This window comes from Chitinophagaceae bacterium, from assembly GCA_016699815.1.
GTDB lineage: Bacteria > Bacteroidota > Bacteroidia > Chitinophagales > Chitinophagaceae > Ferruginibacter.
In genome coordinates this window covers 2,799,917-2,825,264 of sequence record CP065012.1, presented here as the reverse complement: position 1 = coordinate 2,825,264, position 25,348 = coordinate 2,799,917, and the positions used below count along the sequence as shown (strand labels likewise).

Genomic DNA, 25,348 nt, shown 5'->3' with positions numbered 1-25,348 from the left:
TAATTTTGAGGCATTGCTATATGTCTCAGTTAAAAAACCGAATGCGCACTATATGATAAAACGCACTCTTTATTTTGGCAACCCGGCTTACCTTAAAACCGAAAATGAACAATTAGTAGTGCAACTGCAAAATGAAGTTGCCCAGCCTAAATCTATTCCTATTGAAGATATTGGCATATTGATATTGGACCACCGGCAAATCACCATCACCCAGTCTTTACTTTCAAAACTTTTGGCCAATAACACCGCAGTAATTACCTGCGATGAAACCCACCACCCTACCGGTATGCTGCTTACCTTAGACGGCAATTCTCTTCAAAGCAAAATGTTTCAAATACAAACCGAAGCCAGCCTGCCCTTAAAAAAGCAATTATGGCAACAAACCATTGCTGCCAAAATTCAAAACCAGGCAGGCATGCTTGGCTTTCAAAGAGCAGAAACGCAATTATTGTTAAACCTGGCATCCTCGGTAAAAAGTGGCGATAGCGATAATGCCGAAGCCCAGGCAGCGGCATATTACTGGAAAAGAGTTTTTCCGGGGACATTATCATTTAGGCGGGAACGGCACGGGCCGCCGCCAAATAACCTGCTCAACTATGGCTATGCAATATTAAGGGCAATGCTGGCCCGCAGCCTCGTAGCCAGCGGCTTGTTGCCTACGCTTGGTATTCATCATCGCAACCAATATAATGCCTACTGCCTTGCCGATGATGTAATGGAACCTTACCGGCCTTTTGTAGATTATGTAGTTTTTCAAATTATGCGCAACAATGGCGCATATTTGGAAATGTCGCCCTCCATTAAAAAAAGCCTGCTGGAAATACCGGCAATGGACGTAAAAATTGATGGAAAAAAAAGCCCTATGATGAATGCGGTACAACGAACTACTGCCAGCTTAGCCAAATGCTATGAAGGCAATGTGCGCAAAATTTTATATCCAGAGTTTGACTTATAAAAAATTGGGCGCAACAGCTTAAAAGTTGTGCAAAACAGGTAAATAAAAATGTTTAACCGGTTAAATGCTTATCGAATTATGTGGGTACTAGTATTTTTTGACCTGCCTACCGAAACTAAGAAAGACCGTAAAATTTACACAAAATTCCGTAAAGATATATTGGCCGACGGCTTCACTATGTTCCAGTTTAGCATTTACCTGCGCCATTGCCCCAGCCGGGAAAATGCAGAAGTGCATATACAAAGAGTAAAAAAAATACTGCCCGCCAAGGGCCATATAGGTATTATGTGCATTACCGATAAACAGTTTGGCATGATGGAAATTTATAGAGGAAAAGAACTTGCAGAAGCTCCGCAACAGGTACAGCAATTAGAATTATTTTAACCGTATAGAAATAAAAAAATGGGCATAAAACCCATTTTTTTATTTGTAAAACTTACTCTAAAAGCATTAAAATCAGTAGCTTAGCCAAATTGTGTTGTATAAGAGCTAAGCTACACAAAAATTTGAAAGCAAATCACAACCAAAAGGATCAAGGTGGGCTACACAAAATTTGAAAGCAAATCACAACCACTTCCAAACAGTGGCCCTACCGATGTTGTATAAGAGCTAAGCTACACAAAAATTTGAAAGCAAATCACAACATAAACCCCATACTCAACCTTTCGAAATAGGTTGTATAAGAGCTAAGCTACACAAAAATTTGAAAGCAAATCACAACCAGGGGCGAGGATGCAGACAATAAATTGAGTTGTATAAGAGCTAAGCTACACAAAAATTTGAAAGCAAATCACAACCGTGGGATGGATGACCCGGCAAAGATTAAAGTTGTATAAGAGCTAAGCTACACAAAAATTTGAAAGCAAATCACAACATTAAGTATAATCAAGATTTACATAAGCAGGTTGTATAAGAGCTAAGCTACACAAAAATTTGAAAGCAAATCACAACAGTGGAATAATGTTTTGCGTAAAAAAGCCCGTTGTATAAGAGCTAAGCTACACAAAAATTTGAAAGCAAATCACAACAATCGTAAGTAATACCTCCTTTCGGTAGTGGTTGTATAAGAGCTAAGCTACACAAAAATTTGAAAGCAAATCACAACGTCGAACATCGGTAGGGTCGAGAGGTGATAGTTGTATAAGAGCTAAGCTACACAAAAATTTGAAAGCAAATCACAACCCTACAAAGGTAGGGCAGACATGATGTTTCGTTGTATAAGAGCTAAGCTACACAAAAATTTGAAAGCAAATCACAACTAAAAACCCTGGTTATAGTACAGATAAAAAGTTGTATAAGAGCTAAGCTACACAAAAATTTGAAAGCAAATCACAACTGTTATACCCTCTATGTCATCAAGATAAAAGTTGTATAAGAGCTAAGCTACACAAAAATTTGAAAGCAAATCACAACAAGAAAACTCTACGGAGTTTAAAACCGGCGGTTGTATAAGAGCTAAGCTACACAAAAATTTGAAAGCAAATCACAACTACTGTAATGTGCAGGCCCGATTGTATGAGGTTGTATAAGAGCTAAGCTACACAAAAATTTGAAAGCAAATCACAACTACTGTACCAACGAAAACTACAGAGGAGGAGTTGTATAAGAGCTAAGCTACACAAAAATTTGAAAGCAAATCACAACTTAAAAAAACTGATGTGCAAATCTTGGATGGTTGTATAAGAGCTAAGCTACACAAAAATTTGAAAGCAAATCACAACGTTAAACGTTGCTATTGATAAGAGTGGTGGTTGTATAAGAGCTAAGCTACACAAAAATTTGAAAGCAAATCACAACAATGCAGAGTGGTATGTTACATCGGATAATGTTGTATAAGAGCTAAGCTACACAAAAATTTGAAAGCAAATCACAACACGGTGTTAAACCAACACAATCTGGAACTGGTTGTATAAGAGCTAAGCTACACAAAAATTTGAAAGCAAATCACAACTGCCGAATTTGATAGTAAAATTTCAGACGAGTTGTATAAGAGCTAAGCTACACAAAAATTTGAAAGCAAATCACAACGCTTCAAGGGTATTAAGCCTTGCTGTTAAAGTTGTATAAGAGCTAAGCTACACAAAAATTTGAAAGCAAATCACAACAACCTTTTTCTGTTCCCTTTATGGTCTACCGTTGTATAAGAGCTAAGCTACACAAAAATTTGAAAGCAAATCACAACATTTGAAGGCTCTTTTACCGTTGAAGCCGGTTGTATAAGAGCTAAGCTACACAAAAATTTGAAAGCAAATCACAACTGGTACTCGCTTTTTTTAAAATCATCCCAGTTGTATAAGAGCTAAGCTACACAAAAATTTGAAGCCAGATAAATTATTCAAGTGGGGAAATCACAAAACTAAACCCGGGTTTTATTACCTTTATCTTTTCACCACTAAAATATTTTTACAATGAAAAATCTATTTGTTTTAGGAAGTATAGCTATACTATTAGCCTGCAATAATAACCCTAAACCGGGTGAGGTTTCTGTAACCAGCAACGATGGAAAAACCACGGCCAGCATTGATGCCAATAAACTGGTACAAGCATCGGATGACTTACAAAAAAAGACAGAGGAATTGCAAAAGCTGCCACCCTATACCCTGGAGCAGATGAAGGCATTTCTTCCGGAAGAATTAGCCGGCGCAAAAAGGGCTAAATTTTCAGCAAACAGCGCAATGGGAACCGCATATGCTGAAGCTGACTATACCTTCAATGATTCAACAGAAATAAGCCTGAAGCTATTTGACTGCGCCGGACAGGCTGGCGCCGGCGTTTACAGCATGCAATACCTGGGAATGATGAATTTTCAGTCGGAGAGTGATGATGAATATACTAAAACGATTGACTTCAACGGCGGAAAAGCTATAGAACAAGGTAAAAAAGATGGCAGCCGATCTACGCTAACTTTCCTTGCCGCAGATCGTTTATTGGTAACTTTGGAAGGCGAAAATACCAGCGCAGACCTACTAAAGAAAGCCGCAGGAAATCTTAATTTTAAATAAAAAACAGTAAGCTTTTCCAAAAATATTTATACAGCTTTTTTAGCTGTTTTTTTTTAAAATTTCTTTAGCGAAGCTTATTACTATTATTCATTGTAGCTTTGTTTTTTCTGCTGTTTCAATCTTTATATGTTCAATGGAAATTTTTTGTTTTTTTATACCTGTATTGAGCTAAATCAAACAATAATTTGCAAATGTGGTTACGGGTTAAAATCGTTATTAAATTAGTGTATTTTTAAAGAAAAAAATATGTTTAAAAGAAAAATTGCTTTATCAATTCTTTTTTTACTTTTTGTTTTTTTATCAATAGCGCAGCAAGTAAAAATCCTTACATCGGGCACAAAAGCCAGCTTTCGGGGGTTAAGTGTTCCCAACGACAGCACTATTTGGGTAAGCGGTAGCAATGGTACCGTTGGCAAAAGCAGCAATGGAGGTGATACCTGGCAATGGCAAATTGTGCCTGGGTTTGAAAAAACCGAATTCAGGGATATTGAAGCATGGGACAGCAACACCGCAATTATTATGGCCATAGCCGAGCCTGCTTATATTTTACGTACAACAAATGGCGGCAAAAACTGGGATGTAGTATATAAAAATGAAACCCGGGGAATGTTTTTAGATGCCATGGATTTTTTTGACGGTAAACACGGCATGGTAATTGGCGACCCAATTAATGGAAAAACATTTTTGGCAACCACCAAAAACGGCGGCAAAAACTGGCAGGAAATACCCGAAAATAAAAGACCGGTTGCAGACAGTGGCGAAGCCTGCTTTGCCAGCAGCGGTACAAACATTAAGCTCTACTCCAAAAGAAAATATTATTGCATTACCGGCGGGCTGAACAGCCGGCTCTTTATAAATGGAAAAGACATAATTGACTTACCCATAAATAAAGGCAAAGAATCCACCGGCGCCAATTCTATTGCCATTCACAATAAAAAACTAATGATTGTGGGCGGTGATTTTACAAAAAAAGATGCGGTAACCGGAAATTTTATTTTTAGTAATAATAAGGGCAAAAATTTTACAGTGGCACAAAACCCGCCGGGTGGCTACAGGAGCTGCATAGCATTTATTAAAAACAAAACCTGGGTAACCTGCGGCCTCAATGGAGTAGATATTACAAATAATGACGGTAAAGATTTTAAAAATATTTCCCATGAAAGTTTTCATGTGGTACAAAAATCAAAAACAGGTACAAAAGTATTTTTAGCCGGGGAAAAAGGGAAGCTGGGGATTATTAATTAACGATCTTCCATTATCCAATTATTATTTCCACTTTCCACTTTCAATTAAAAATATACATTATACATGATCAATTAAGCATTAAAACACATCATTTTATTTATTATCTTTCCTTTCTTAATTTTGTAAAAAACTAATATTATGGCTTCATCCAAAATTGTATCACTATTAGGAGCACAGGCAGACAGCCTCTTAACCCATCAGTGCAAAGGCATTACCAAAGAAGAAATACATCAACCATCGCCAGACCATGTAGATAAAATTTGGAGCAACAGTAACCGCAACAACCAAACCCTAAACAGCATTCAAAAAATGCTTTCAAATGGCAGGCTTGCCGGCACGGGCTACCTTTCCATATTACCAGTTGACCAGGGAATTGAACATAGCGCAGGCGCATCATTTGCCCCCAACCCCATTTATTTTGATCCCGAAAATATTGTGAAACTGGCCATTGAAGGCGGCTGTAATGCCGTTGCTTCTACCTTTGGCGTTTTAGGAATAATAAGCCGTAAATATGCCCATAAAATACCTATGATGGTTAAAATAAACCATAATGAGTTCATCAGCTATCCCAACAAATTTGATCAGGTAATGTTTGGCCAAATTAAAGATGCCTGGAACATGGGCGCAACCTCTGTAGGCGCAACCATTTACTGGGGAAGCGATAACAGTACCCGGCAGCTGCAGGAAGTAGCACTGGCTTTTGAACAAGCCCACGAACTGGGCATGTCAACCGTTCTTTGGTGTTATTTACGAAACAACGCCTTTAAAGTAGATGGTATAGATTACCATACAGCATCGGATTTAACCAGCCAGGCCAACCACCTCGGCGTTACTTTACAGGCCGATATTATTAAACAAAAATTACCTACCAATAATGGCGGTTTTCTTGCTACAAAACATGGCAAAACCTCTCCATTGGTTTATGACAGGCTCACTACAAACCATCCTATAGATTTGGCCCGATACCAGGTGGCCAATTGCTACATGGGTCGTGTAGGTTTAATCAATAGCGGTGGCGAAAGCAAGGGCGCTTCCGATATGGAAGAAGCAGTAACCACAGCCGTAATTAATAAAAGGGCCGGCGGCATGGGTTTAATAAGTGGAAGAAAAGCATTTCAACGCCCGCTAAAAGAAGGTATTGAATTGCTCAACAGCATACAGGATGTGTACCTGGATAATTCCATTACCATTGCTTAAGCATCCAATCTATCATCAAAACCCCAAAAGATGAAACAAGAAGAGGATATAGAAGGTAACCTTACCGGCGACCAGGAAAAAAGCGATATGGAAGCAAAAACGAGTTGGTTTAAACGCATAAAAAAAGGCATCCTCACTTCCACAAGCGATAAAAAAGATGCACCGGAAGGCTTATGGACAAAATGCCCGGTATGTAAATATACCAGCATGGTGAGCGAACTGGCCGAAAACAAATTTGTATGCCCTCAATGTGGCCACCATCACCGCATTGGCAGCGAAGAATATTTTGATATTTTATTTGATAATGATTCTTATCAAATTTTATTTGCCAACATAAGATCCAAAGATTACCTGCAATTTGTTGATTTGAAACCCTATGATAAAAGGCTTGAAGAAACTTATGAAAAAACAGGCATTAACGACTCCATAACCGTGGCACATGGCAAAGTAAATGGCCACGACCTTGTAGTGGCCTGTATGGATTTTGAATTTATTGGCGGCAGCCTTGGCAGCGTAATGGGCGAAAGAATTACACAAGCCTGCAACTATTGTTTTACACACCGTATCCCTTTTATGATTATCAATAAAAGCGGTGGTGCAAGAATGATGGAAAGCTCTTTTTCCCTGATGCAACTGGCTAAAACATCCGGCGGACTTACCTTATTAAGCAATGCAAAAATTCCATATATATCCCTTTGTACCGACCCGACTTTTGGCGGCACTACAGCTTCTTTTGCCATGCTTGGCGATATAATTTGTGCCGAACCTGGCGCCCTTATTGGTTTTGCAGGGCCAAGGGTAATAAAAGAAACCATTAAAAAAGACCTGCCGGAAGGCTTTCAACGCAGTGAATTTCTTTTGGAACATGGCTTCCTTGATTTTATTGTAAACCGAAAAGACTTAAAAGAAGACATTGCCAGGCTGCTTTTATTATTTAAAAGTTAATACTAATCTTTACTTACCTGATTTATAGCCGTAGAAAAATAACTACGGCTTTTTTGATAATTCCCTACACTAAGAATACTGCTAAAAAAGGGGCAAAGCAAATACTAAAACTAATTTTGCGGCGTATTTATAGAAGTTAAAATCCGATTTTTCTAAACAAAAATCTTAAAATCCAGTTAGCATGAGTAAACACCTACTTAAAGGCGTATGTACGTTCATATCTATGATTATTATATCACTGAACGTATTTTCACAAAGTTTTACGCCAGTATACAGCTCCATGACCGGCTTCTCAAACGGTTATTACGAGTACCTTCCGCAAGGTTATTGGAATAACCCCGATGAAAAGTTTCCGCTCATCATCTTTGTTCATGGAATAGGAGAATGTGGTAACGGCACTTCCGATTTAGGAAAAGTGTTGGTACACGGCACTCCCAAACAAATCAATAATGGCAGCTTCCCCACATCTTTTAATGTAAATGGGCAAAATTTTAAATTTATTGTATTGGCGCCGCAGTTTACCGGTTGGGCAGCCTATATACAAATGAACGATGTAATAAATTATGCCGTTTCGCATTACAAAGTTGACTTAAACCGTATTTACCTTACCGGCCTTAGCATGGGTGGTGGTTGCGTATGGGAGTATGCTGGCTACAGCCAGGAGTATGCATCAAGAGTGGCAGCAATTGCACCCGTTTGCGGAGCTTCTTCGGCAACTACAGATAAAATTAACCATATTGCCAACTCCGATCTTGCCGTATGGGCAACACATAACCTGGGAGATGGTACCGTAGGTGTTGCAGCAACCAATACTTATGTAGATGGCATAAATGCTGCACCAAACCCTCCTACTCCATTAGCTAAAAAAACAATATTTCCTGTAAACGGGCATGATGCATGGTCGCAAACCTATAACTTAAGTTTTAAAGAAAACGGCTATAATGTGTATGAATGGATGCTCACCAATAAAAGAAATGTAGAAGCGCTTCCAGTTACCGGTTTCACTTTTAGTGCAATTAAAGCTTCACAAAATACATCGCTGCTCAAATGGAGTACACTTTCAGAAACCGCCAACCTGGGCTTTGCTGTAGAAAAAAGCATTAACGGCGTAAACTATACTCAAGTAGCCTTTATAAACAGCAGTAGTATAAATGGAAGTGGCGCTGTGTACCAGTTTATAGATCAGCAGCCGCAACGTGGTAAAAATTATTACCGCATTAAGCAAGTTGATATTGACAACCGCTTTTCCTATAGCAGCGTTAAAATACTCAATTTTGATATTAAGCCCGTTATACAGATTGGCCCAAACCCGGCAACTGATTTTATTACCATTAAAACCGAACTGGGAAATGCAAAAACGTCGGTAAAATTATTCAACCAGCAAGGGCAACTATTGCAAACTGCCGCCGCTACATCTCAGCAGCTTTTTAAGTTACCGGCAAGCAATCTACCCAATGGCGTTTATTACCTGCAGGTAAATAATGATGGCAATATTGAAACACAAAAAATCCTTATTCAACATTAACCTATAAAAAATACGTATCTGAACGGACTGCCTGTTTTTGGGCAGTCTTTTTTTTGCCTGCCTTATATTTGTAAAAAATAAAAGTTGGAACTTAATAACCGCAAAGCTTTACATGAATATTATATTGAAAGCCGCTATAATGCAGGTATGGTGTTAACCGGCACCGAAATAAAATCGTTGCGAACCGGAAAGGTAAGTTTTAACGATAGCTACTGCTATTTTCAAAAAAACGAACTTTTTGTAAAAAGCCTTCATATTGCAGAATATAAATACGGCACCGATGCCAACCATGACCCATTGCAGGACAGGAAATTACTGCTCACAAAAAGAGAACTGAGAAAACTCGAAACAAAAATCAAGGAAAAAGGCTATAGTATTATTCCATTACGCATTTTTATTAATGAAAAAGGATTGGCAAAAATGGAAATAGGACTGGCCAAAGGAAAGAAAAATTACGACAAGAGAGATACCATTAAAAACAGGGAACTCGAAAGAGAGTTGAAGAGAAAGTACAATAGTTAAAAGTTGAAGGTGAGTTGTACAAATTGTACATTATCAATTATACATTATCAACACTCACTAAGGCTAATAGGGATATTTACTGCAAGGCCACCATCGGCGGTTTCTTTGTATTTATTATTCATATCAAGGGCAGTTTGCCACATGGTTTTAATTACGCCATCCAGGCTTACTTTGGCAAAATCGGGTGTGCTTTGTAAAGCCAGCTGACATGCCGTAATTGCTTTTATAGCGCCCATAGTATTGCGTTCAATACACGGGATTTGCACCAGGCCTTTAATGGGATCGCAGGTGAGGCCAAGGTGGTGCTCCATGGCAATTTCTGCCGCCATTAAGGCTTGCCGTTGTGTTCCGCCCATGCATTCGGTTAATGCCGCAGCAGCCATAGCACTGCTTACGCCAATTTCTGCCTGGCAGCCACCCATTGCAGCAGATATGGTTGCACCTTTTTTAAAAATACTACCCACTTCAGATGCTGTGAGTAAAAAATTGATTATTTTCTCATCGGTATTTCCTCCTCCAAAGCAAACATAATATTGCAATACAGCCGGAATTACGCCAGCAGCCCCGTTTGTAGGTGCCGTTACTACCCTGCCAAAGCTTGCATTTACTTCGTTTACCGCAAGCGCAAAACAACTTACCCAATCCAGTATATAATTAAAATGGCTGCCGCCTTCTTTTATTCCTTTTACCCAGCTTTCATAATCGGTATAATGTTTTCCCTCCATTAATTTTTTATTGAGCGTTGCCGATCTCCTTTTAACCTGCAATCCGCCGGGCAGGTACCCTTCTGAATGGCATCCTCGATAAATACTCTCTTTCATTACCTGCCAAATTTTCAACAACCCTTCTTTTGTTTCTGTTTCACTTCTCCATGCATTTTCATTTTCCATTACTACTTCACTTACCGACATACCAGTAGTACGGCACCAATGCAGGAGGTCTTCTGAAGTATTTATAGGAAAAGGTAATTCTGCCTGCACCGATGCGGAAGCATCTTCACCTTCTTTTTGAACAAAGCCACCGCCAACGGAATAATAGGTTTCGGCCCAGCTTTCTCCATTGCTGAATTTTGCCAAAAAACTCAATGCATTGGGATGGTAAGGTAAAGACTCGGAATAAAGAAATTCAATATCTTCTGATGGAGAAAAAGTAATTTCATGCTTAGCATTCAAATGTATTTTACCCAAATGTTTTATAGCCGAAATTTTTTCGTCAATTGCATTTACATCAAAAGTTACGGGATCTTCGCCACATAAACCCAGCATTACGGCTACATCGGTACCGTGGCCTACGCCGGTTTTTGCCAATGAACCATAAAGAAGCACTTCTATTGAAATTACCAGTTGCAGCATTTCTTTTTCTTCCAGGGCCTTTACAAACCTTTGTGCTGCACGCCAAGGCCCAAGGGTGTGGCTGCTGCTTGGCCCTACGCCAATTTTAAACATATCAAATACCGAAATGGCTTCGTAATTACCCATACTGCAAGCTACGCAAAATTAGCACAGTAAAAAATGGGGTACTTGAAATGACCCAATAGTAACAAAACCTTTTGCTATGTAGTGATAGTTTTATTCCACGGCAACCAGTTCCACATCAAAACGCAGGTAAGAGTTTGCAGGAATTATTATGGAACCATTTTGTCCGGTAACTGCTGTACTGCCATAACCTAAAGATGGAGGTATAAATAAACTTATTTTTCCGCCGGGTTTAATTTTGGGCAAGCCATATTTCCATCCATTTATCAGGCCACCCAACTCAAATGATGCAGCGCTGCCCGTTGCAGTAGAATCGAATATAGCGCCGCTGGTAAGTATGCTGCCTTTATATTTTACCGTTATATAGGAACACATGGACGCAACAGCGCCCTGGCCATTGGTAGTAATGGTATAAAATATACCACTGCCATCCTGCGTAGCCGTAATATTATTCACTTGCAGAAAATCCTGCAATGCTGCAATTTCAGTTGCTGTTGCTTTTACAGTTGGATTTGCGTAAGGACAGGAGCTTTCTTTTTTGCAGGCGCTAAAGAACAAAAGCCCGCAAATTGCTGCCCATAAAAATTTCATTTGGTACATAGAAAAAATTTAAAAATAAAAATAAGACTTTATAAGATTATAATAATTGATGAATGGACAATTTTTCTACAATAATATTTGCCATTTTTAAAAATGCTTCATGGCTGTAGCCTGCAATATGTGGCGTAAGCAATACATTATTCCGGTTCATGAGGTTTTGGTACAATTGAGTTTCTTCTTTGTTCCAGGAAGTTATTTTTTCATTTTCAATAACATCTATAGCTGCGCCACTTATCATCTCATTATCCAAAGCCGCTATTACAGCTTGTGTATCTGCAACTTCTCCCCTGCTGGTATTGATAAACCAGGGCTTTAATTGCAAATGGTTAAAGAAATGTGCATTGGCCAAATTTTTTGTTTCGGCAGTAAGTGGCACATGAAAACTAATCACATCGCAATACCTGCTTATTTGCTCCATATTGGCTTCTCTCACATTATGCCCGGCAAAACCCGATTTATATTTATCGTAAGCCAACACCGTAACATTAAAAGCAGATAGCAATTTTGCAAAAGCGGCGCCGGTATTACCATACCCGATAATTCCTACAGTTTTGCCGGAAAGTTCTGTTCCACGGTTTTCAATTCTCAGCCATTTTCCCTGCTTTACTTCGGCATTGCTTTTTCCTAAATTATTCATTAAGTGCAGCAACATACCCAAAGCATGCTCTGCCACTGCATTGCAGTTACCTTCGGGGCTGCTGAAGCATTGAATATTTTTTGAATTACAATAGTCAAGGTCTATTAGCTCAAGCCCACTTCCCAGCCTGCCAATCCAATTCAGGTTTGTGGCAATGGATAGTAGAGGTTTATCTACTTTAATTCTAGTAGTTACAATTAACCCATTTGCTTTAGGAATTTCCTGTATTAATTTTTCGTAACTAATAGAGGGTGCATATAACACATCCCAACCTTTTTGAACAAAAGAATGCTGCATACTTTCATGAACCGGCGCTGTAATGATTAGTTTTTTCATTTACAGGCTATCATACTTATTTCTACTTGGGCATTTTTGGGTAATCCTTTTACCGCTACGGTTTCTCTTGCAGGAAACACAGATGCATCACCAAAAGACCTGCTGTAAACTTCATTTACCTCTGCAAATAAACCCATATCGTTTAAAAAAATAGTTGTTTTCACTACATCGGAAAAGCCATATCCTGCCTCTGTTAATATTGCCGAAAGGTTTTTCATAACCTGCACTGCTTCTTCCTGCAGGCTGGTATTTTTCATATCGCCGGTGGAAGGCTCAATGGCAACCTGGCCCGAAATAAATAAGAAATTACCTGCTTTTACCGCCTGGCTGTATGGCCCTATTGGCGCAGGCGCTTTTGTTGTTTTAATAATTTGATTGGTCATAAAATTAAATTTAAATTATCTTCTGCCTTGAAAAAGGGCAATATTGTATCCTGCACGAATAATGGGTACGGTACGGTTATAACTATCCTTATATGGTGAGTTTTTACTTTGGCCCACATCCCACAATACACATAAATAATAAAATGAATTGCTACGTTCCCTGCCGCCGGCATAACCACCACCTACCAGTAAGCTATGAGCATCTAATGAATGGGTTTCTTTTTGATAACCACTATTGGGAGCAGGGATATATTTTAACTTAATAAAATTAAATTCATATTGTGCCTGGGCAAATAAAAAGCGCAATGGGAAAACCCTAATAAATGCCCCCGGGCCATAAACCGTTTGCCTGATTTTATCGTCAAATACCACATTATCCCTTTGTGAAGTATAATTAAAATTAAGTGCGACTGCTGCATCCAGCCATTTAGTAATGCTGTAACCAAAATAAGGGCTCACTCCCAATGTGGTTACCTGGTTGCCAAACTGTAAAGTAATATTGCCGCCGGTGAAGAGTTTATCTTTTCTAAATCCGCCATTGCCGCTTTCTTCGTCTTTATCGGATTGAGCCAAAACAGATGAAAACAAAACAAACAAAATTGCCAGTGAAAAAATTGATTTTTTTATCATACTTTTTAATTTAAAAAATTTTTCCGGGGTTTAAAATATTATTAGGGTCAAATACTTTTTTAATGCCTTTCATCAATTGAATTGAAGTATTGTTAAACATAATATCCATATATTCTTTTTGTACCAGCCCAATACCATGCTCGCCACTAATGGTACCGCCGAGTGATTTAACGGTTTCAAACAGCGCCCTTAATGCTGGTATTACCTCAGGATTATTAAGGCTATACCGGCAGCCGGGTTTTTTAATGCGTATGTGCAGGTTACCATCTCCGGCATGGCCGTAACACACGGCATGAAAATCATATTGCTTTCCCAGTTCCTTTACTGCCTTAATTAATGCGGGCAGTTTTGCCCTGGGCACTACAGTATCTTCTTCAATGGTATAGCCATCTGCCTTAACGGCTTCTGCTACACGCCTGCGGAGTTTCCATAGTTCAGCTTTTTGCTGCTCATCATCTGCAAATAAAATTTCACCGCAATCAAAACCTTCAAGCACCTGCGAAATTTTTTCCATTTCCTGCATTAAGGATTCCTGGTGGTTTCCATCTACTTCAATAATTAACTGTGCTGCAACATCATCATTAATTGTAATGGCTGAGCTATTTACATAACGGCTTACAATTTTTAGCGCATCTATTTCTACCAGTTCCATTGCGCTAGGTACAATACCAGCCCTAAAAATTTCACTCACCGCAGCTCCTGCATTTTCTAAATTATTAAAAGGCACAAGCATCAGCAACTCATACTTTGGGTACGGCAATAGTTTTAAAACTATTTTCGTAACAATACCCAAAGTTCCTTCGCTTCCCACTATGAGTTGTGTTAAATTATAACCTGTGGAATTTTTTAATACATTGGCGCCTGTCCAAATTACTTCACCTGTGGGTAACACCACTTCAAGGTTTAATACATAATCTTTAACTACACCATATTTTACCGCCTTGGGCCCGCCGCTGTTTTCGGCAATGTTACCACCAATAAAGCAACTTCCCCTGCTACTTGGATCGGGTGGATAAAACAAACCTTTTTCTTTTACGGCATCCTGCAATACTTCAGTAATTACTCCGGGCTCAGTTGTTACCTGCAGGTTTTGTTCATCAATATGCAAAATAGTATTGAGCCTTTCTGTGGATAAAAGTATACCGCCAAACTGAGGCAATGCGCCTCCACTAAGGCCTGTACCTGCTCCTCTTGGCGTAACCGGAATTTTATGAGCATTACAGATTTTCATTATTGCCGCAATTTCTTCTGTAGTTTTTGGCTTTATGACTATATCAGGAGGAAAATGCAAATCTTCTGTTTGATCCTGTGCATAATTATTTAAGGTCAACTCATCGTTAAATACAAAATTTTTGCCCACAATAGATTGAAAAGCGTGAATATGCAAATTGTAATTCGTGGATGAAATAGCGGGCATGAGTTTCATTTGGGCAAAATTCGTAAAAAAACTGCATTAATCAGAATTTGGGACAAAGTGCCTGCCTGACTGAACTTGAAGGATAAAACCCTTTTTTGACCAGGCTGAATTCCAGCGCACCTCTTCCATTATTATAATTTTTTAATGAAGACATAGTGATATCATAACTAAAAGTAAACTGAAGGTTATTGATCTCAAATCCTGCAACAGGAATAAGGGCATCTTTATGCCGGTAATATACACCTGCAATAAGCTGGGTTTCGCCTGCTTCGGATAGATTATAGTTACCGGTAAAGCCGCCTATTAATTCTGAGGCTTTTGCCTGCGTAGTAAAATAAATATTGGGTTTTAAAATTAAAGATGGCCCGGCTTTAACTATGGCGTTAATAAAAGCAATTTGCCTCATGGGAATGGTGGCACTTGCCGAGCCATCATCAAAAAAGGTTTCTTTGGGCTTATTTACATGATGAATGGAATAGCCGCCATTGATATAAACATCTTCATTAGGGAAATAAGCATAGTTAATGCCGGCCTGCATATCGAAATAACTTACATTATTGGTTTGCAATACTACTGATGTGGGCAGGTGGCCATCAAAAAAAGTTCCGTCCCATTGGTCGGGGAATTTGAGTTCGGCAGGATTTATGCGCTTATTAGCCCAGCCTAAATTAAAACCGGCGCTCAATAAGCTGCTGAGGCCAAGCATTTGGTGATAAGCCAAAGAGCCGTAAACTTTAGTAGAGCGAAGGCTTCCACTGCCTACCACATCGCTCTGTACAAATGCGCCTACACCAAGCCAGCCGTTATCAAATTTGTCTCTCATTAATTGTGCATCGGCAAATGCGCTCATGGTTTTATATGGCATTGCCATAATGCTGCTCCACTGGTTGCGGTAAAGCAGCCCGAACCTGTAATCGGCATCGGGAATAAAACCGGTATTGGCAGGATTGGTACTTAGCGGGGAATTATAAAACTGCGAGAAATGCAAATCCTGACCATTGCCTGAAAAAATGGCCATGAAAAAAACAATAGTTAATATGGTTATTTTTTTTATCAACCTTTTATACCTTTTAAAATAAATACGCTTTTTAATGTTTAGCGAATTAAAGTTATATCTCCTGTTTTTCTTAACTTTTTGCCATCGGTAAAAATTACATCCAATGTATAAGTGTACACATCCATGGGTTGTGGCTTGCCTTTAAATGTTCCATCCCAACCCTGTTGTTTGTTGCTGGCAGATTGAAACACTAGTTGTCCCCAGCGGTTATAAATTTTCCAATCCATTTTGCCAATGCCAAAACCTACTACATTAATGCTGCTGTTGATGCCAAATTTTCCAGGCGTAAAAGCATTGGGTACATCAAGAGCAGGTAAAATTAATGCCCTTGGAAAAAGGAAAAAAGTATCGGTGCAACCAATATTATTATAAGCAATAAGGGCCGCAGAAAAAGTTTGTGTTGCATTATACTGGTAAGTTGGATGAATAGCAGTGGAACTTGCGCCATCACCAAAATTCCATAAAAAGCTAATTGCGCCGGTTGAGAGGTTGGTAAAATTGGTGGGCATATTTACAATAGGTGGATTGGGACTCCAGGATGCATTAGCCACCGGGCCATTTAAAACAGTTATGGTAAAATAGGCCGAAGTATCAACCAAATTACAGGTATTGGGATTTGCAGCTATAAGGCGCACCTGGTAAACACCAGGATTGGTATAGGTATGTGAATGTAAAGGATCGGAATTTGTAGAAAATTGGCCATCGCCATATTGCCATAAGTAAGTTAAGCCGCCATGTGAAAGGTTTATAAAATTAGCAGTAAATGGTGCACAACCCACTTCAGGCACAGAAAAATTGGCATCCACCAAATCGCTTACGCTTATGCGTTGCGTATCGGCCACTGGCGAATTACAAAATGCTGTATCTTTTATGGTGAGTATAACGGTATAATCGCCGGTAGTAGCATAAGAATGTTGCGGAGCCGTAGCATAATCCGTTACAACAATGGGGGAACCATCTCCAAAATCCCAATAAAAAGTTTGTGGGCTAAAGGTGTTTCCTACAGAGGTAGAAGTATTGCTAAATTGAAAAGTAAGGTTTTGGCAGGGCGGCAATTTTATCCAATTAAAAGCAGCCTGTGCGGCATTGGTGCCTACTTTTATGGTAACATAAGAGGTATCTCTTACATTACAGGTGCTGCTGTCTTCGGCTATAAGCATTACACGGTGGTTGCCTGCTGTAGAAAAAATATGAAAATTAGAAGCTGTTATTGTTGTATCAAATCTATTGGGGTTATCGTTAAAATCCCAGTAATATTTTTTGCCTTTTAAAACCAGGTCTTTAAAATCCACCCTTCCACCAACACAAATAATGGTATCATTTACTACGCCATCTACAGCAGCTTCTACCTTACTGCCCACACCGGAAAAATTCATTTCTATTTTAATAACGGCCAGGTTATAACCGCCATTATCCCGGCAGGAACTTGCCCCGGCTGTAATTGGAAAACCAGCGCTGCCATCACATTCTCCGCAAATTGCCTGGTAAATAACGCCGTTGGCATCAAAGCGGCTTGTACCGCCATCTACATGTTCGCCAAGGCCTCCGTTTCTACCAAAATGGCTGGCAAACAAACGGCTTTGTGCATTTTTTTCCAACACAAAGAAATAGAAATCTTTTCCATCGGGAATAGGGATGCCACTTAAAGGATTGGTTTCGGGCAGGCCCTGGGTTGTACCCGGGGAATAACTTCCATTAATACCTCCGCCCCAGCCGGAAACATATACATTTTCACAACGATCCACTAAAAATGCAATGGGTGAAATATTGGGCTGTGCTATTGCTGTACCAAAAATGGTAGAATAAACATAGGCAGAAAGATCGGGCTGCAACTTTGCAATAAATTGTTTTGAACCCGGGTTGGAATAAGCTGCACTTACAACGGGCCATGAACCGGTAGTGGTTCCCATTATATAGGGGAACCCTTTTCTATCGAATTTTAATCCATAAATAAGATCAATACCAGAAGTGCCGAAATAAGAAGTTTTAATAATGGCGCTGCCGTCATTTTTTATTTCGGTTACAAATCCATCTGCAATGCCACCCTGGAAATTAGGTTGCAGAACGCCGGATTTATTGCCCGGTAAATTATTGCTTGCCGTTGCGCCGCCAACATATAAATTTCCGGTAAAAGGATTTAGGTTACAAACAAAACAGGCATCATCGAGGCTGCCCCCAAAAAAAGTAGAAAAAATTACACTGGTTAAATTGTTGCTGAATTTTAGAATAACCCCATCCTGGCTACCGCCAAATGTTGTTTGAATGGGCGAATTGCTAACCGGGAAATCGTTTGATTGGGTGCAAGAGGCAAGGTAGGCGTTACCGGCACCATCAAGTATTATTTCACTGCGGGCATCATCGCCATAATTCCGCCGCAGGCTTACGGCATTATTTGTACCAACATATTTAGGCCGAATGTTTACGCCATCATCCTGAGAACCACCAATTTTTGTAGCGCCTAAAAGAACCGAGCCTGTAGCATTGAGTTTGGCAACGATAATGTCATACTTTCCGCCTATGCCCTGCTGCGAACCACCACCAGCCAATGGAAAATTAGCTGAGCTAGACCTGCCTGCAATATAGAGGTTGCCTGCTCCGTCTGCAATAAGGCTATGGGGTTGCTCATTTCCACTGCCTCCAATATAGGTAGAGAATAACTTAAGCCCGTTTGTTGCGCCAAACTTTGAAATACCAATATCGTAACCGCCAAAGCTACCTTCATCGAGGCCTCCATTATAGGTTTGATCGTAAGCACCGGAGCTTACAGGATAACCGCTGCCGAAAACAATTCCACCGCCATACAAACTTCCATCGGGGCCGGGAGTGGCCGTGTAACCCCAGTTTTGGGCCGTACTGCCGCTAAATGTTGAAAATATTATTGAAGGATCAATAATTAATGTTTCAAGTGGGTTGTAATCTTTTATGGCAATGCTTACTGTATTTTCTTTTAAAACAAATTCACTGGCAACTTCTTTGGGCTTTCCATCGTATGACTGATAAGAATATGGATAAAGCTCTTTTACTTCACCAACAGGTGTGGTGATAACGAGGTTTTTATTTTTGATGGCTAATTTGGGCCCGTCATATTGCAAAGTAATAGCCTTTGGGTTGCCTCCGGGCCTTACTATAAAATCATATTTTAAATTTCCCGAACTACTGTAATATCTGATATCAATATTAGGGTAAACATTTTTATAAGTTATGGCCTGAAAAACTTTACAGTCACTTGCCCATTGAGCCCGGTTATTGCCAATAAAATAATTATTTACAAATTCAAAAGGTTTATCGGGTTGTATAAACGGGGATGCGGAAGCATTTAAAAACTTAACCTTGTAGGCAAATGAATGCAAGGTAAATTTATCGGGGAAAGGCCGGGTTGCCGTTTCGTTGCCATGAACCATTTCTGTAAACATCTTTACATCATCTGCATTTTGCAGCAAAATGGTAAAGCCGTTTTTTTCCAGGTAAAGCGAACCGGCGCTTACCTCAGCTTTGTATTGTACATTATTATGCCACTGGCCTTTGTTTTGTATAAACTCAATTTGCCCAAAAGATTTTTGAGAACAAACCACAAAAACACTTAAACTAAATAAATAAATTATATGATAAAAACGGACCAATGCTTTTTTATTAAAAATACGAATTATAAACGAAAAAAAAAGGCAAATCGTTTGCCCGGTTATACATTTAATCTCACTTTAACGAATAATTTTTACATTCATTATCCTACTTTGCTCCACCGGGTTTTTGCTTTTTGCTGCAGTAAAAATTGCTTTACCCTTTCATGGCTTTTAAGTACAAGTTCGGGGTCGAGTTCTAAAATAATTTCAACAGAGTTTCGGGCAGCTTCCAGCATTTCTTTATCGTTTACAATACTGGCCAGTTTAAAATCGAGTGCGCCGCTTTGGCGTGTGCCGTCTATTTGCCCCGGCCCTCTTAGTTCCAGGTCTTTTTCGGCTATGAGGAACCCATCATTCGTAGTTTCCATTATCTGCATTCTTTCCCTGGCATCTTTCCCTACTTTTTGACCAGTAAGTAAAATGCAAAAACTTTTTTCTGCACCACGGCCTACTCTTCCTCTTAATTGATGCAATTGAGAAAGGCCAAATCTTTCGGCGCTTTCAACAAGCATTACCGAGGCATTGGGAACATTTACGCCTACTTCAATTACTGTTGTAGCCACCATTATTTGAGTATCGCCTTGTACAAAACGCTGCATGTTTGTATCTTTTTGGTCCGTAGGTTGCCTTCCATGCAGCATACTTATCCAATATTTGGGTTCGGGAAAAAATGCCTTCACTTCTTCAAAACCTTTCATCAGGTTTTCGTAATCCAGCTTGCTGCTTTCTTCAATTAAAGGATAAATAATATATACCTGCCTGCCTTTGGTAATTTCTTCTTTTATAAAATCCATCACCTGAGGCCTTGCTGTTTCGTTTCTATGAAATGTGGTGATGGGTTTTCTGCCCGGAGGCAATTCATCCATTACGCTATAATCCAAATCACCATAAGCTGTTAAGGCAAGCGTACGGGGAATGGGTGTTGCCGTCATTACCAAAATATGCGGTGGTAATAAATTTTTTTCCCAAAGTTTTGCCCTTTGTTCCACACCAAATTTATGCTGCTCATCTACTACGGCAAAGCCAAGGTTTTGAAACTTTACTTTATTTTCAATTACGGCATGTGTGCCAATAAGTATTTGCACAGCTCCATTTTCGCAGGCCTTAAGAATTTTTTTTCGGTTTGCAGCAGTTGTTGAACCTGTAAGGAGTTCCACCTGAATGGGCAGCTTACTTAGAAAAGTTTTAATATTTTCAAAATGTTGCAATGCCAGTATTTCTGTAGGCGCCATCAATACACTTTGAAAATGGTTGTCTGCTGCAATAAGCATACTTAAAAGAGCTATCATTGTTTTTCCGCTGCCTACATCGCCTTGCAAAAGCCGGTTCATTTGTTTGCCGGCGGCAGTATCTTTCCTTATTTCTTTTAAAACTTTTTTTTGGGCATGTGTAAGTTCAAAGGGAAGATACTTGTTGTAAAACGTATGAAATAAATCTCCCACTTTGTTAAACACCTGGCCACGGCTAAAACGGTGCCTTTGTAACCGTATTTGGCCCAGCCTTAATTGGGCAAAAAATAGTTCTTCAAATTTCAACCTGCGCAAAGCCTGCTTGTATTGCTCCTCATTTGCAGGAAAATGTATTTGGCGGTAAGCCAAAAAACGGGGAACAAATTTATACTTTACTAAAATTTCATCGGGTAAATTTTCATTGATATCATTTACTGATAATTTGGCCATTAATTCTTTGGTGAATTTTGCCAAAGACTGCCCCGTGAGGTATTTTGCCCTTAATTTTTCTGTTGTGGGGTAAACGGGTTCCATCCATGCTTTTCCCGTGGAACTTCCGGTATTGAAATTTTCTAAATCGGGATGCGCCATTTGTGGTTTCCCCAAAAAGAAACCCGGCTTGCCAAATACAAAATATTTGTGGCCGGTGTGCAAGGTTTTTTGCACCCATGCAATTCCCTGAAACCAAACCAGTTCAATAATTCCCGTATTATCTTTGAGTATACCTACAAGGCGCCTGGTTTTACCTGTTGTTATTAATTCAAGTGAAATTAATGTTCCGGCAACATAGGCATACTCTATAGAAGATTTTAGCGCTGCAATTTTATCTACTTTAGTTTTATCTACATGCCTGTATGGAAAATGGTTCAGCAGGTCGCTGAAGGTAGAAATATTCAGTTCCTTGCGCAGTAGTTCCCCACGTTGAGCGGAAATTCCGGTTAAGTATTCAATCGGTGATTGTAATATATTGATTGCCGGGTTGATAAATGTACTTTGTACAAATTTAAGGGATTAGTGTAGAGCGTTGAGCGTTAAGAATTTTAAATTATGAACTCAAAATTTATAATTCTTACCTCTTAAAAAAAATTCTTTTCCCTGAAGGTTTGGGTTTTGAATAAGGATTATACTCCGGCTGCTCACCTAAAGATTCAGGCAGCTTTTGCTTATCAATAGATTTATTAAGCAATTTTTCGATAGCGGTAAACTTCCTTTGCTCTTTTGGGTTAATAAGCGTTATTGCAGTACCATCGGCTTCTGCCCTTGCCGTTCTGCCAATACGGTGTACATAATCTTCTCCATCATGCGGCACATCAAAATTAATAACCAGTTCAATAGAATCTATATCTATACCACGGCTTAAAATATCTGTAGCCACCAATACCGGCAGCCTGCCACTACGAAACTGGCCCAGTACTTCTTCTCTTTGCTGTTGCTCCAGGTCGCTATGTATTTCGCCTGCAGAAATTTTATTGCGCTTTAGCTCCCTGGTAAGTTGTTTTACACTTTGCTTGCTGCTGCAAAAAATAAGTACAAATTTGTATTTATAATCCCGGAGGATATGCAAAACTGCAGCAATTTTTTGAGCATCATAAACCATAAATGCTTTTTGTACAATTTTTTCCGGTGGTTTACTCATAGAGATGCTCACCTCTACCGGGTGATGCAAAATGGACTGCGCCATCTTTTTAATATTATGCGGCATTGTAGCGCTAAACAAAAGATTTTGGCGCTTTTGCGGCAAGTGCTTAATAATAAACATAATGTCATCATAAAATCCCATGTCCAGCATCCTGTCGGCTTCATCTAAAATTAAATATTGCAGGTGCTGCAGTTTTACATAACCCATTTTAATATGGGCCATCATTTTACCGGGTGTACACACAACTATATCGGCGCCACTGCTTACTGCTTTTTTTTCCTGAACAAAATTATTGCCATCGCCTCCGCCATAAACTGCAATAGAACTTACATTGGTAAAATACGATAACCCTTCAAGGTGTTGCGATATTTGAATAGCCAATTCCCGGGTGGGCACAATTACCATTGCATTGATACTTCCCGGGTGGGAGCCTTTTACCAAAAGCTGGTTGATAATGGGTAGTAGAAAAGCTGCTGTTTTTCCTGTACCTGTTTGTGCAAATGCCAATACATCTTTTCCAGCTAAAATATGGGGAATTACTTTTTCCTGTATGGGAGTTGCCTGCTGGTAATTTGAGGCATCTATTCCGTCCATCAATCTTGCGTCAAAGCCAAATTCGGTAAAATTCACTAAAGCTGGTTTTCAATTAGGGCACAAAGGTAACTATTTACCTTAGATTAATTGGCATACCATTGCCCATACAATGCATTTACTATCTTTACCCTATGGTAAAAGCCGGGCAATACAATAAATTAAAAGTGGTACGTAAGGCAGATTTTGGGTTTTATTTAGATGACGGTGCAGAGGGTATTTTGTTGCCTAACAGGTTTGTACCTAAAAATTTGAATATCGGGGACGAGATTGAAGTGCTTGTTTACCATGACAGTGAAGACAGGCTTATTGCTACTACTCAAAAACCACTAGGCATTGTGGGTGATATTGTAAAATTGAAAACAGTAAGCACTACGCCACAAGGCGCTTTTTTAGATTGGGGATTAATGAAAGATTTATTTGTTGCCAAAAGCCAGCAACTCACCGGTATGCGTACCCAGGGAGAATACCTTGTAAAAATTTACCGTGATGAAAAAACCGGCAGGGTTGCTGCTTCTGAAAAATTTGACAGCTCTTTAAGCAACGATCAATTAACGGTAAAAGTTTTGGATGAAGTAGATTTAATTGTGTACCGCCGTACCAACATTGGCTATGTGGTTATTATCAACAACCAGCACACTGGTGTTTTGCACCACAACGAGATTTACCGCACCATATCTGTTGGCGATAATTTTAAAGGATTTATTAAAAATATTTACCCTGAAAATAACAATATTGATGTTGCCGCCGGAAAACCAGGCTATAAAAGAGTGGAAGATGAAACGGAAAAAATTTTGCGCTTACTGAATGAGAACAATGGTTTTCTTCCTTATCATGATAAATCGGCGCCGGAAGAAATTTATGAATTTTTTGGCATGAGCAAAAAAACATTTAAAATGACTGTTGGCAATTTATACCGGCAAAAAAAGATTTCACTGGAAGAAAACGGGATGAGGCTTTTATAATGAAATTACTGAAAAGCGCTTAATGCCACTGTAGGTTTGCCATTGCTATCAAATGCGCCCAAAGTATAGCCCTGCCATTGTGCATAGGCTTGCGGCTCCCAATACAAAACACCCAAACCTTTGTATTGAGCAACAGATTTTGTTTTATTAATTAAATCCTCCAAAAAAGATTTACAAGCCTGCGGGCTATCCCAGGCCATTCCCGCTTCTACAATCATTACCTCTTTATTATAACGGTCCACCATATCATTCAAGTTGGCAAGGCATTGCATATTTAATTGCTGCCAGTTAGTTACCAAAGGATAAAGAGACATCCCGATTACATCGAATTTTGCATGGTAAGTTTGCAACCCGTCAAAATTCCAGCGAAAAAGTGCATTATCCCAGCCATTGGAAAGATGAACAATAACTTTTGCATTGGGAAAAACAGATTTTACCGCATCGTAACCTGAATTAATCAAGGCTGCATAGTTTGCCATATTTATGGAAGCTTTCCCTTCCGGCCACAATATGCCATCATTGGTTTCATTGCCCACTTGTACCCATTCGGGAGTAATATGATATAACTTTAACGTATTTAATACATCAATTGTATGAAGAGCCAGCAAAGATTTTAACTCATTTATACCCTGAGTTGCCCATGCTGCCGGCTTGGTTTGATGGCCGGGATCGGCCCAGGTATCGCTGTAATGAAAATCAATCATAATACGCAAACCCAAATTTTTTGCCCTAATGGCTTTTGCTAAAACATCCTGCTTGCTGTTCCAGTAATTTACAGGGTTCACCCAAACCCTTAACCGAATGGTATTAACACCAACTGATTTGAGCAAAGCCATACCTTCGGTTTGGGCACCTGCATTATTATAAAATTTTTTTTCATTTGCCTCCATCTCGGTTAGCCAGCTTACATCTGCGCCCTTTGCAAAAACATAAATATCGCTCATATAAGGATCGGGTTTCTCGATACAGGTTGAAAAAATTAACCAGCTAAAAAAAATAATAAAGTGCTTCATATTTTCTACTGCAACGCTTAAAAAAGATATTAAAAGAAAAACATGCACAAGCCCAAACCTACTGTTCCACCAATGATTGTTGCAACAGCATCCCAAATATCGTACCTACCCAAGCCGCTTATTAAGGAAAATATTTCAAACCCAAAGCTTACGCATACCACGATAATAAAAGCAAAAATAAAAACCAGCTTAAGGTTTATATTCATTAAAATTCCGGCACTGCACAATAAAATAGCCATAGTAGCACCGGCATAAAAATGCCTCCATTTATCAGCTTCTATTTTCATGTATTTAAAAAATAATTTAGCCTAATGCAAGAAAAGGAAAATGAAGTCAAATGTAGGATTATTGTAAGAAATTAAATA

Annotated in this window: 21 protein-coding genes and 1 CRISPR repeat array; of the genes, 9 read left to right on the top strand and 12 right to left on the bottom strand. The window is 39.2% G+C overall.

Annotation, left to right across the window (positions count from 1 at the left end):
* Positions 1-52: 52 nt before the first annotated feature.
* The 8 genes from cas1 to smpB all read left to right on the top strand — a co-directional run bounded on the left by cas1 (position 53) and on the right by smpB (position 9,391).
* Complete coding sequence (gene cas1 / locus IPO46_12535) at positions 53-955, top strand: type II CRISPR-associated endonuclease Cas1 (GenBank protein ID QQS62886.1); 903 nt, start codon at positions 53-55, stop codon at positions 953-955.
* 78 nt (positions 956-1,033) lie between these two features.
* Positions 1,034-1,339, top strand: a complete 306-nt coding sequence (gene cas2 / locus IPO46_12530; GenBank protein ID QQS62885.1) for a CRISPR-associated endonuclease Cas2 — start codon at positions 1,034-1,036, stop codon at positions 1,337-1,339.
* Positions 1,340-2,475: 1,136 nt separating this feature from the next.
* Positions 2,476-3,213: a CRISPR direct-repeat array (repeat unit 47 nt; unit sequence GTTGTATAAGAGCTAAGCTACACAAAAATTTGAAAGCAAATCACAAC).
* 150 nt (positions 3,214-3,363) lie between these two features.
* Positions 3,364-3,957 (top strand): hypothetical protein, encoded by a 594-nt coding sequence (locus tag IPO46_12525; GenBank protein ID QQS62884.1) that lies wholly within the window; start codon positions 3,364-3,366, stop codon positions 3,955-3,957.
* Between the two features lie 246 nt (positions 3,958-4,203).
* Positions 4,204-5,202, top strand: a complete 999-nt coding sequence (locus IPO46_12520; protein ID QQS62883.1) for an oxidoreductase — start codon at positions 4,204-4,206, stop codon at positions 5,200-5,202.
* A gap of 138 nt (positions 5,203-5,340) precedes the next feature.
* On the top strand, positions 5,341-6,399 hold the full coding sequence (locus IPO46_12515) for a class I fructose-bisphosphate aldolase (protein ID QQS62882.1): 1,059 nt from the start codon (positions 5,341-5,343) through the stop codon (positions 6,397-6,399).
* Positions 6,400-6,429: 30 nt separating this feature from the next.
* On the top strand, positions 6,430-7,344 hold the full coding sequence (locus IPO46_12510; protein ID QQS62881.1) for an acetyl-CoA carboxylase carboxyltransferase subunit beta: 915 nt from the start codon (positions 6,430-6,432) through the stop codon (positions 7,342-7,344).
* 181 nt (positions 7,345-7,525) lie between these two features.
* Positions 7,526-8,869, top strand: coding sequence for a T9SS type A sorting domain-containing protein (locus IPO46_12505; GenBank protein ID QQS62880.1), 1,344 nt, complete (start codon positions 7,526-7,528; stop codon positions 8,867-8,869).
* An 84-nt stretch (positions 8,870-8,953) separates the two neighbouring features.
* A complete protein-coding gene (gene smpB / locus IPO46_12500) occupies positions 8,954-9,391 on the top strand; it encodes an SsrA-binding protein SmpB (GenBank protein ID QQS62879.1) in 438 nt (145 codons plus the stop codon).
* A 47-nt stretch (positions 9,392-9,438) separates the two neighbouring features.
* Here smpB and IPO46_12495 read toward each other — a convergent pair whose 3' ends face one another.
* From IPO46_12495 to IPO46_12450, 10 genes are all read right to left on the bottom strand, one after another.
* Positions 9,439-10,869 (bottom strand): L-serine ammonia-lyase, encoded by a 1,431-nt coding sequence (locus tag IPO46_12495; GenBank protein ID QQS62878.1) that lies wholly within the window; start codon positions 10,867-10,869, stop codon positions 9,439-9,441.
* Positions 10,870-10,959: 90 nt separating this feature from the next.
* A complete protein-coding gene (locus IPO46_12490) occupies positions 10,960-11,457 on the bottom strand; it encodes an FKBP-type peptidyl-prolyl cis-trans isomerase (GenBank protein ID QQS62877.1) in 498 nt (165 codons plus the stop codon).
* A 46-nt stretch (positions 11,458-11,503) separates the two neighbouring features.
* Positions 11,504-12,439: a hydroxyacid dehydrogenase gene (locus IPO46_12485; GenBank protein QQS62876.1), complete on the bottom strand. Its 936-nt coding sequence runs from the start codon at positions 12,437-12,439 to the stop codon at positions 11,504-11,506.
* Positions 12,436-12,822, bottom strand: a complete 387-nt coding sequence (locus IPO46_12480) for a RidA family protein (protein ID QQS62875.1) — start codon at positions 12,820-12,822, stop codon at positions 12,436-12,438. Before IPO46_12480 ends, IPO46_12485 begins: the two co-directional genes overlap by 4 nt.
* A gap of 15 nt (positions 12,823-12,837) precedes the next feature.
* The gene (locus IPO46_12475) at positions 12,838-13,452 is read right to left on the bottom strand and encodes a hypothetical protein (GenBank protein ID QQS62874.1); all 615 of its coding nucleotides are present in this window, start codon (positions 13,450-13,452) and stop codon (positions 12,838-12,840) included.
* A 10-nt stretch (positions 13,453-13,462) separates the two neighbouring features.
* Entirely contained in the window at positions 13,463-14,869 is a 1,407-nt protein-coding gene (locus IPO46_12470) for an FAD-binding protein (protein QQS64416.1), read from the bottom strand.
* 40 nt (positions 14,870-14,909) lie between these two features.
* Positions 14,910-15,887, bottom strand: coding sequence for a PorP/SprF family type IX secretion system membrane protein (locus tag IPO46_12465; GenBank protein ID QQS62873.1), 978 nt, complete (start codon positions 15,885-15,887; stop codon positions 14,910-14,912).
* Between the two features lie 77 nt (positions 15,888-15,964).
* The gene (locus IPO46_12460) at positions 15,965-19,498 is read right to left on the bottom strand and encodes a PKD domain-containing protein (GenBank protein QQS62872.1); all 3,534 of its coding nucleotides are present in this window, start codon (positions 19,496-19,498) and stop codon (positions 15,965-15,967) included.
* Positions 19,499-19,647: 149 nt separating this feature from the next.
* A complete protein-coding gene (gene recG / locus IPO46_12455) occupies positions 19,648-21,747 on the bottom strand; it encodes an ATP-dependent DNA helicase RecG (GenBank protein QQS64415.1) in 2,100 nt (699 codons plus the stop codon).
* Between the two features lie 97 nt (positions 21,748-21,844).
* Positions 21,845-23,044 carry a DEAD/DEAH box helicase gene (locus tag IPO46_12450; protein ID QQS62871.1) on the bottom strand — a complete coding sequence of 400 codons (1,200 nt, stop codon included), beginning with the start codon at positions 23,042-23,044 and terminating at the stop codon, positions 21,845-21,847.
* A gap of 95 nt (positions 23,045-23,139) precedes the next feature.
* Between IPO46_12450 and IPO46_12445 the strand changes: the two genes are divergently transcribed.
* Complete coding sequence (locus IPO46_12445; GenBank protein ID QQS64414.1) at positions 23,140-23,970, top strand: RNA-binding protein; 831 nt, start codon at positions 23,140-23,142, stop codon at positions 23,968-23,970.
* A 5-nt stretch (positions 23,971-23,975) separates the two neighbouring features.
* Here IPO46_12445 and IPO46_12440 read toward each other — a convergent pair whose 3' ends face one another.
* Both IPO46_12440 and IPO46_12435 read right to left on the bottom strand, forming a co-directional pair.
* Positions 23,976-24,983: a glycosyl hydrolase 53 family protein gene (locus IPO46_12440; protein ID QQS62870.1), complete on the bottom strand. Its 1,008-nt coding sequence runs from the start codon at positions 24,981-24,983 to the stop codon at positions 23,976-23,978.
* A gap of 29 nt (positions 24,984-25,012) precedes the next feature.
* Positions 25,013-25,270, bottom strand: coding sequence for a hypothetical protein (locus IPO46_12435; protein ID QQS62869.1), 258 nt, complete (start codon positions 25,268-25,270; stop codon positions 25,013-25,015).
* Positions 25,271-25,348: the final 78 nt, after the last annotated feature.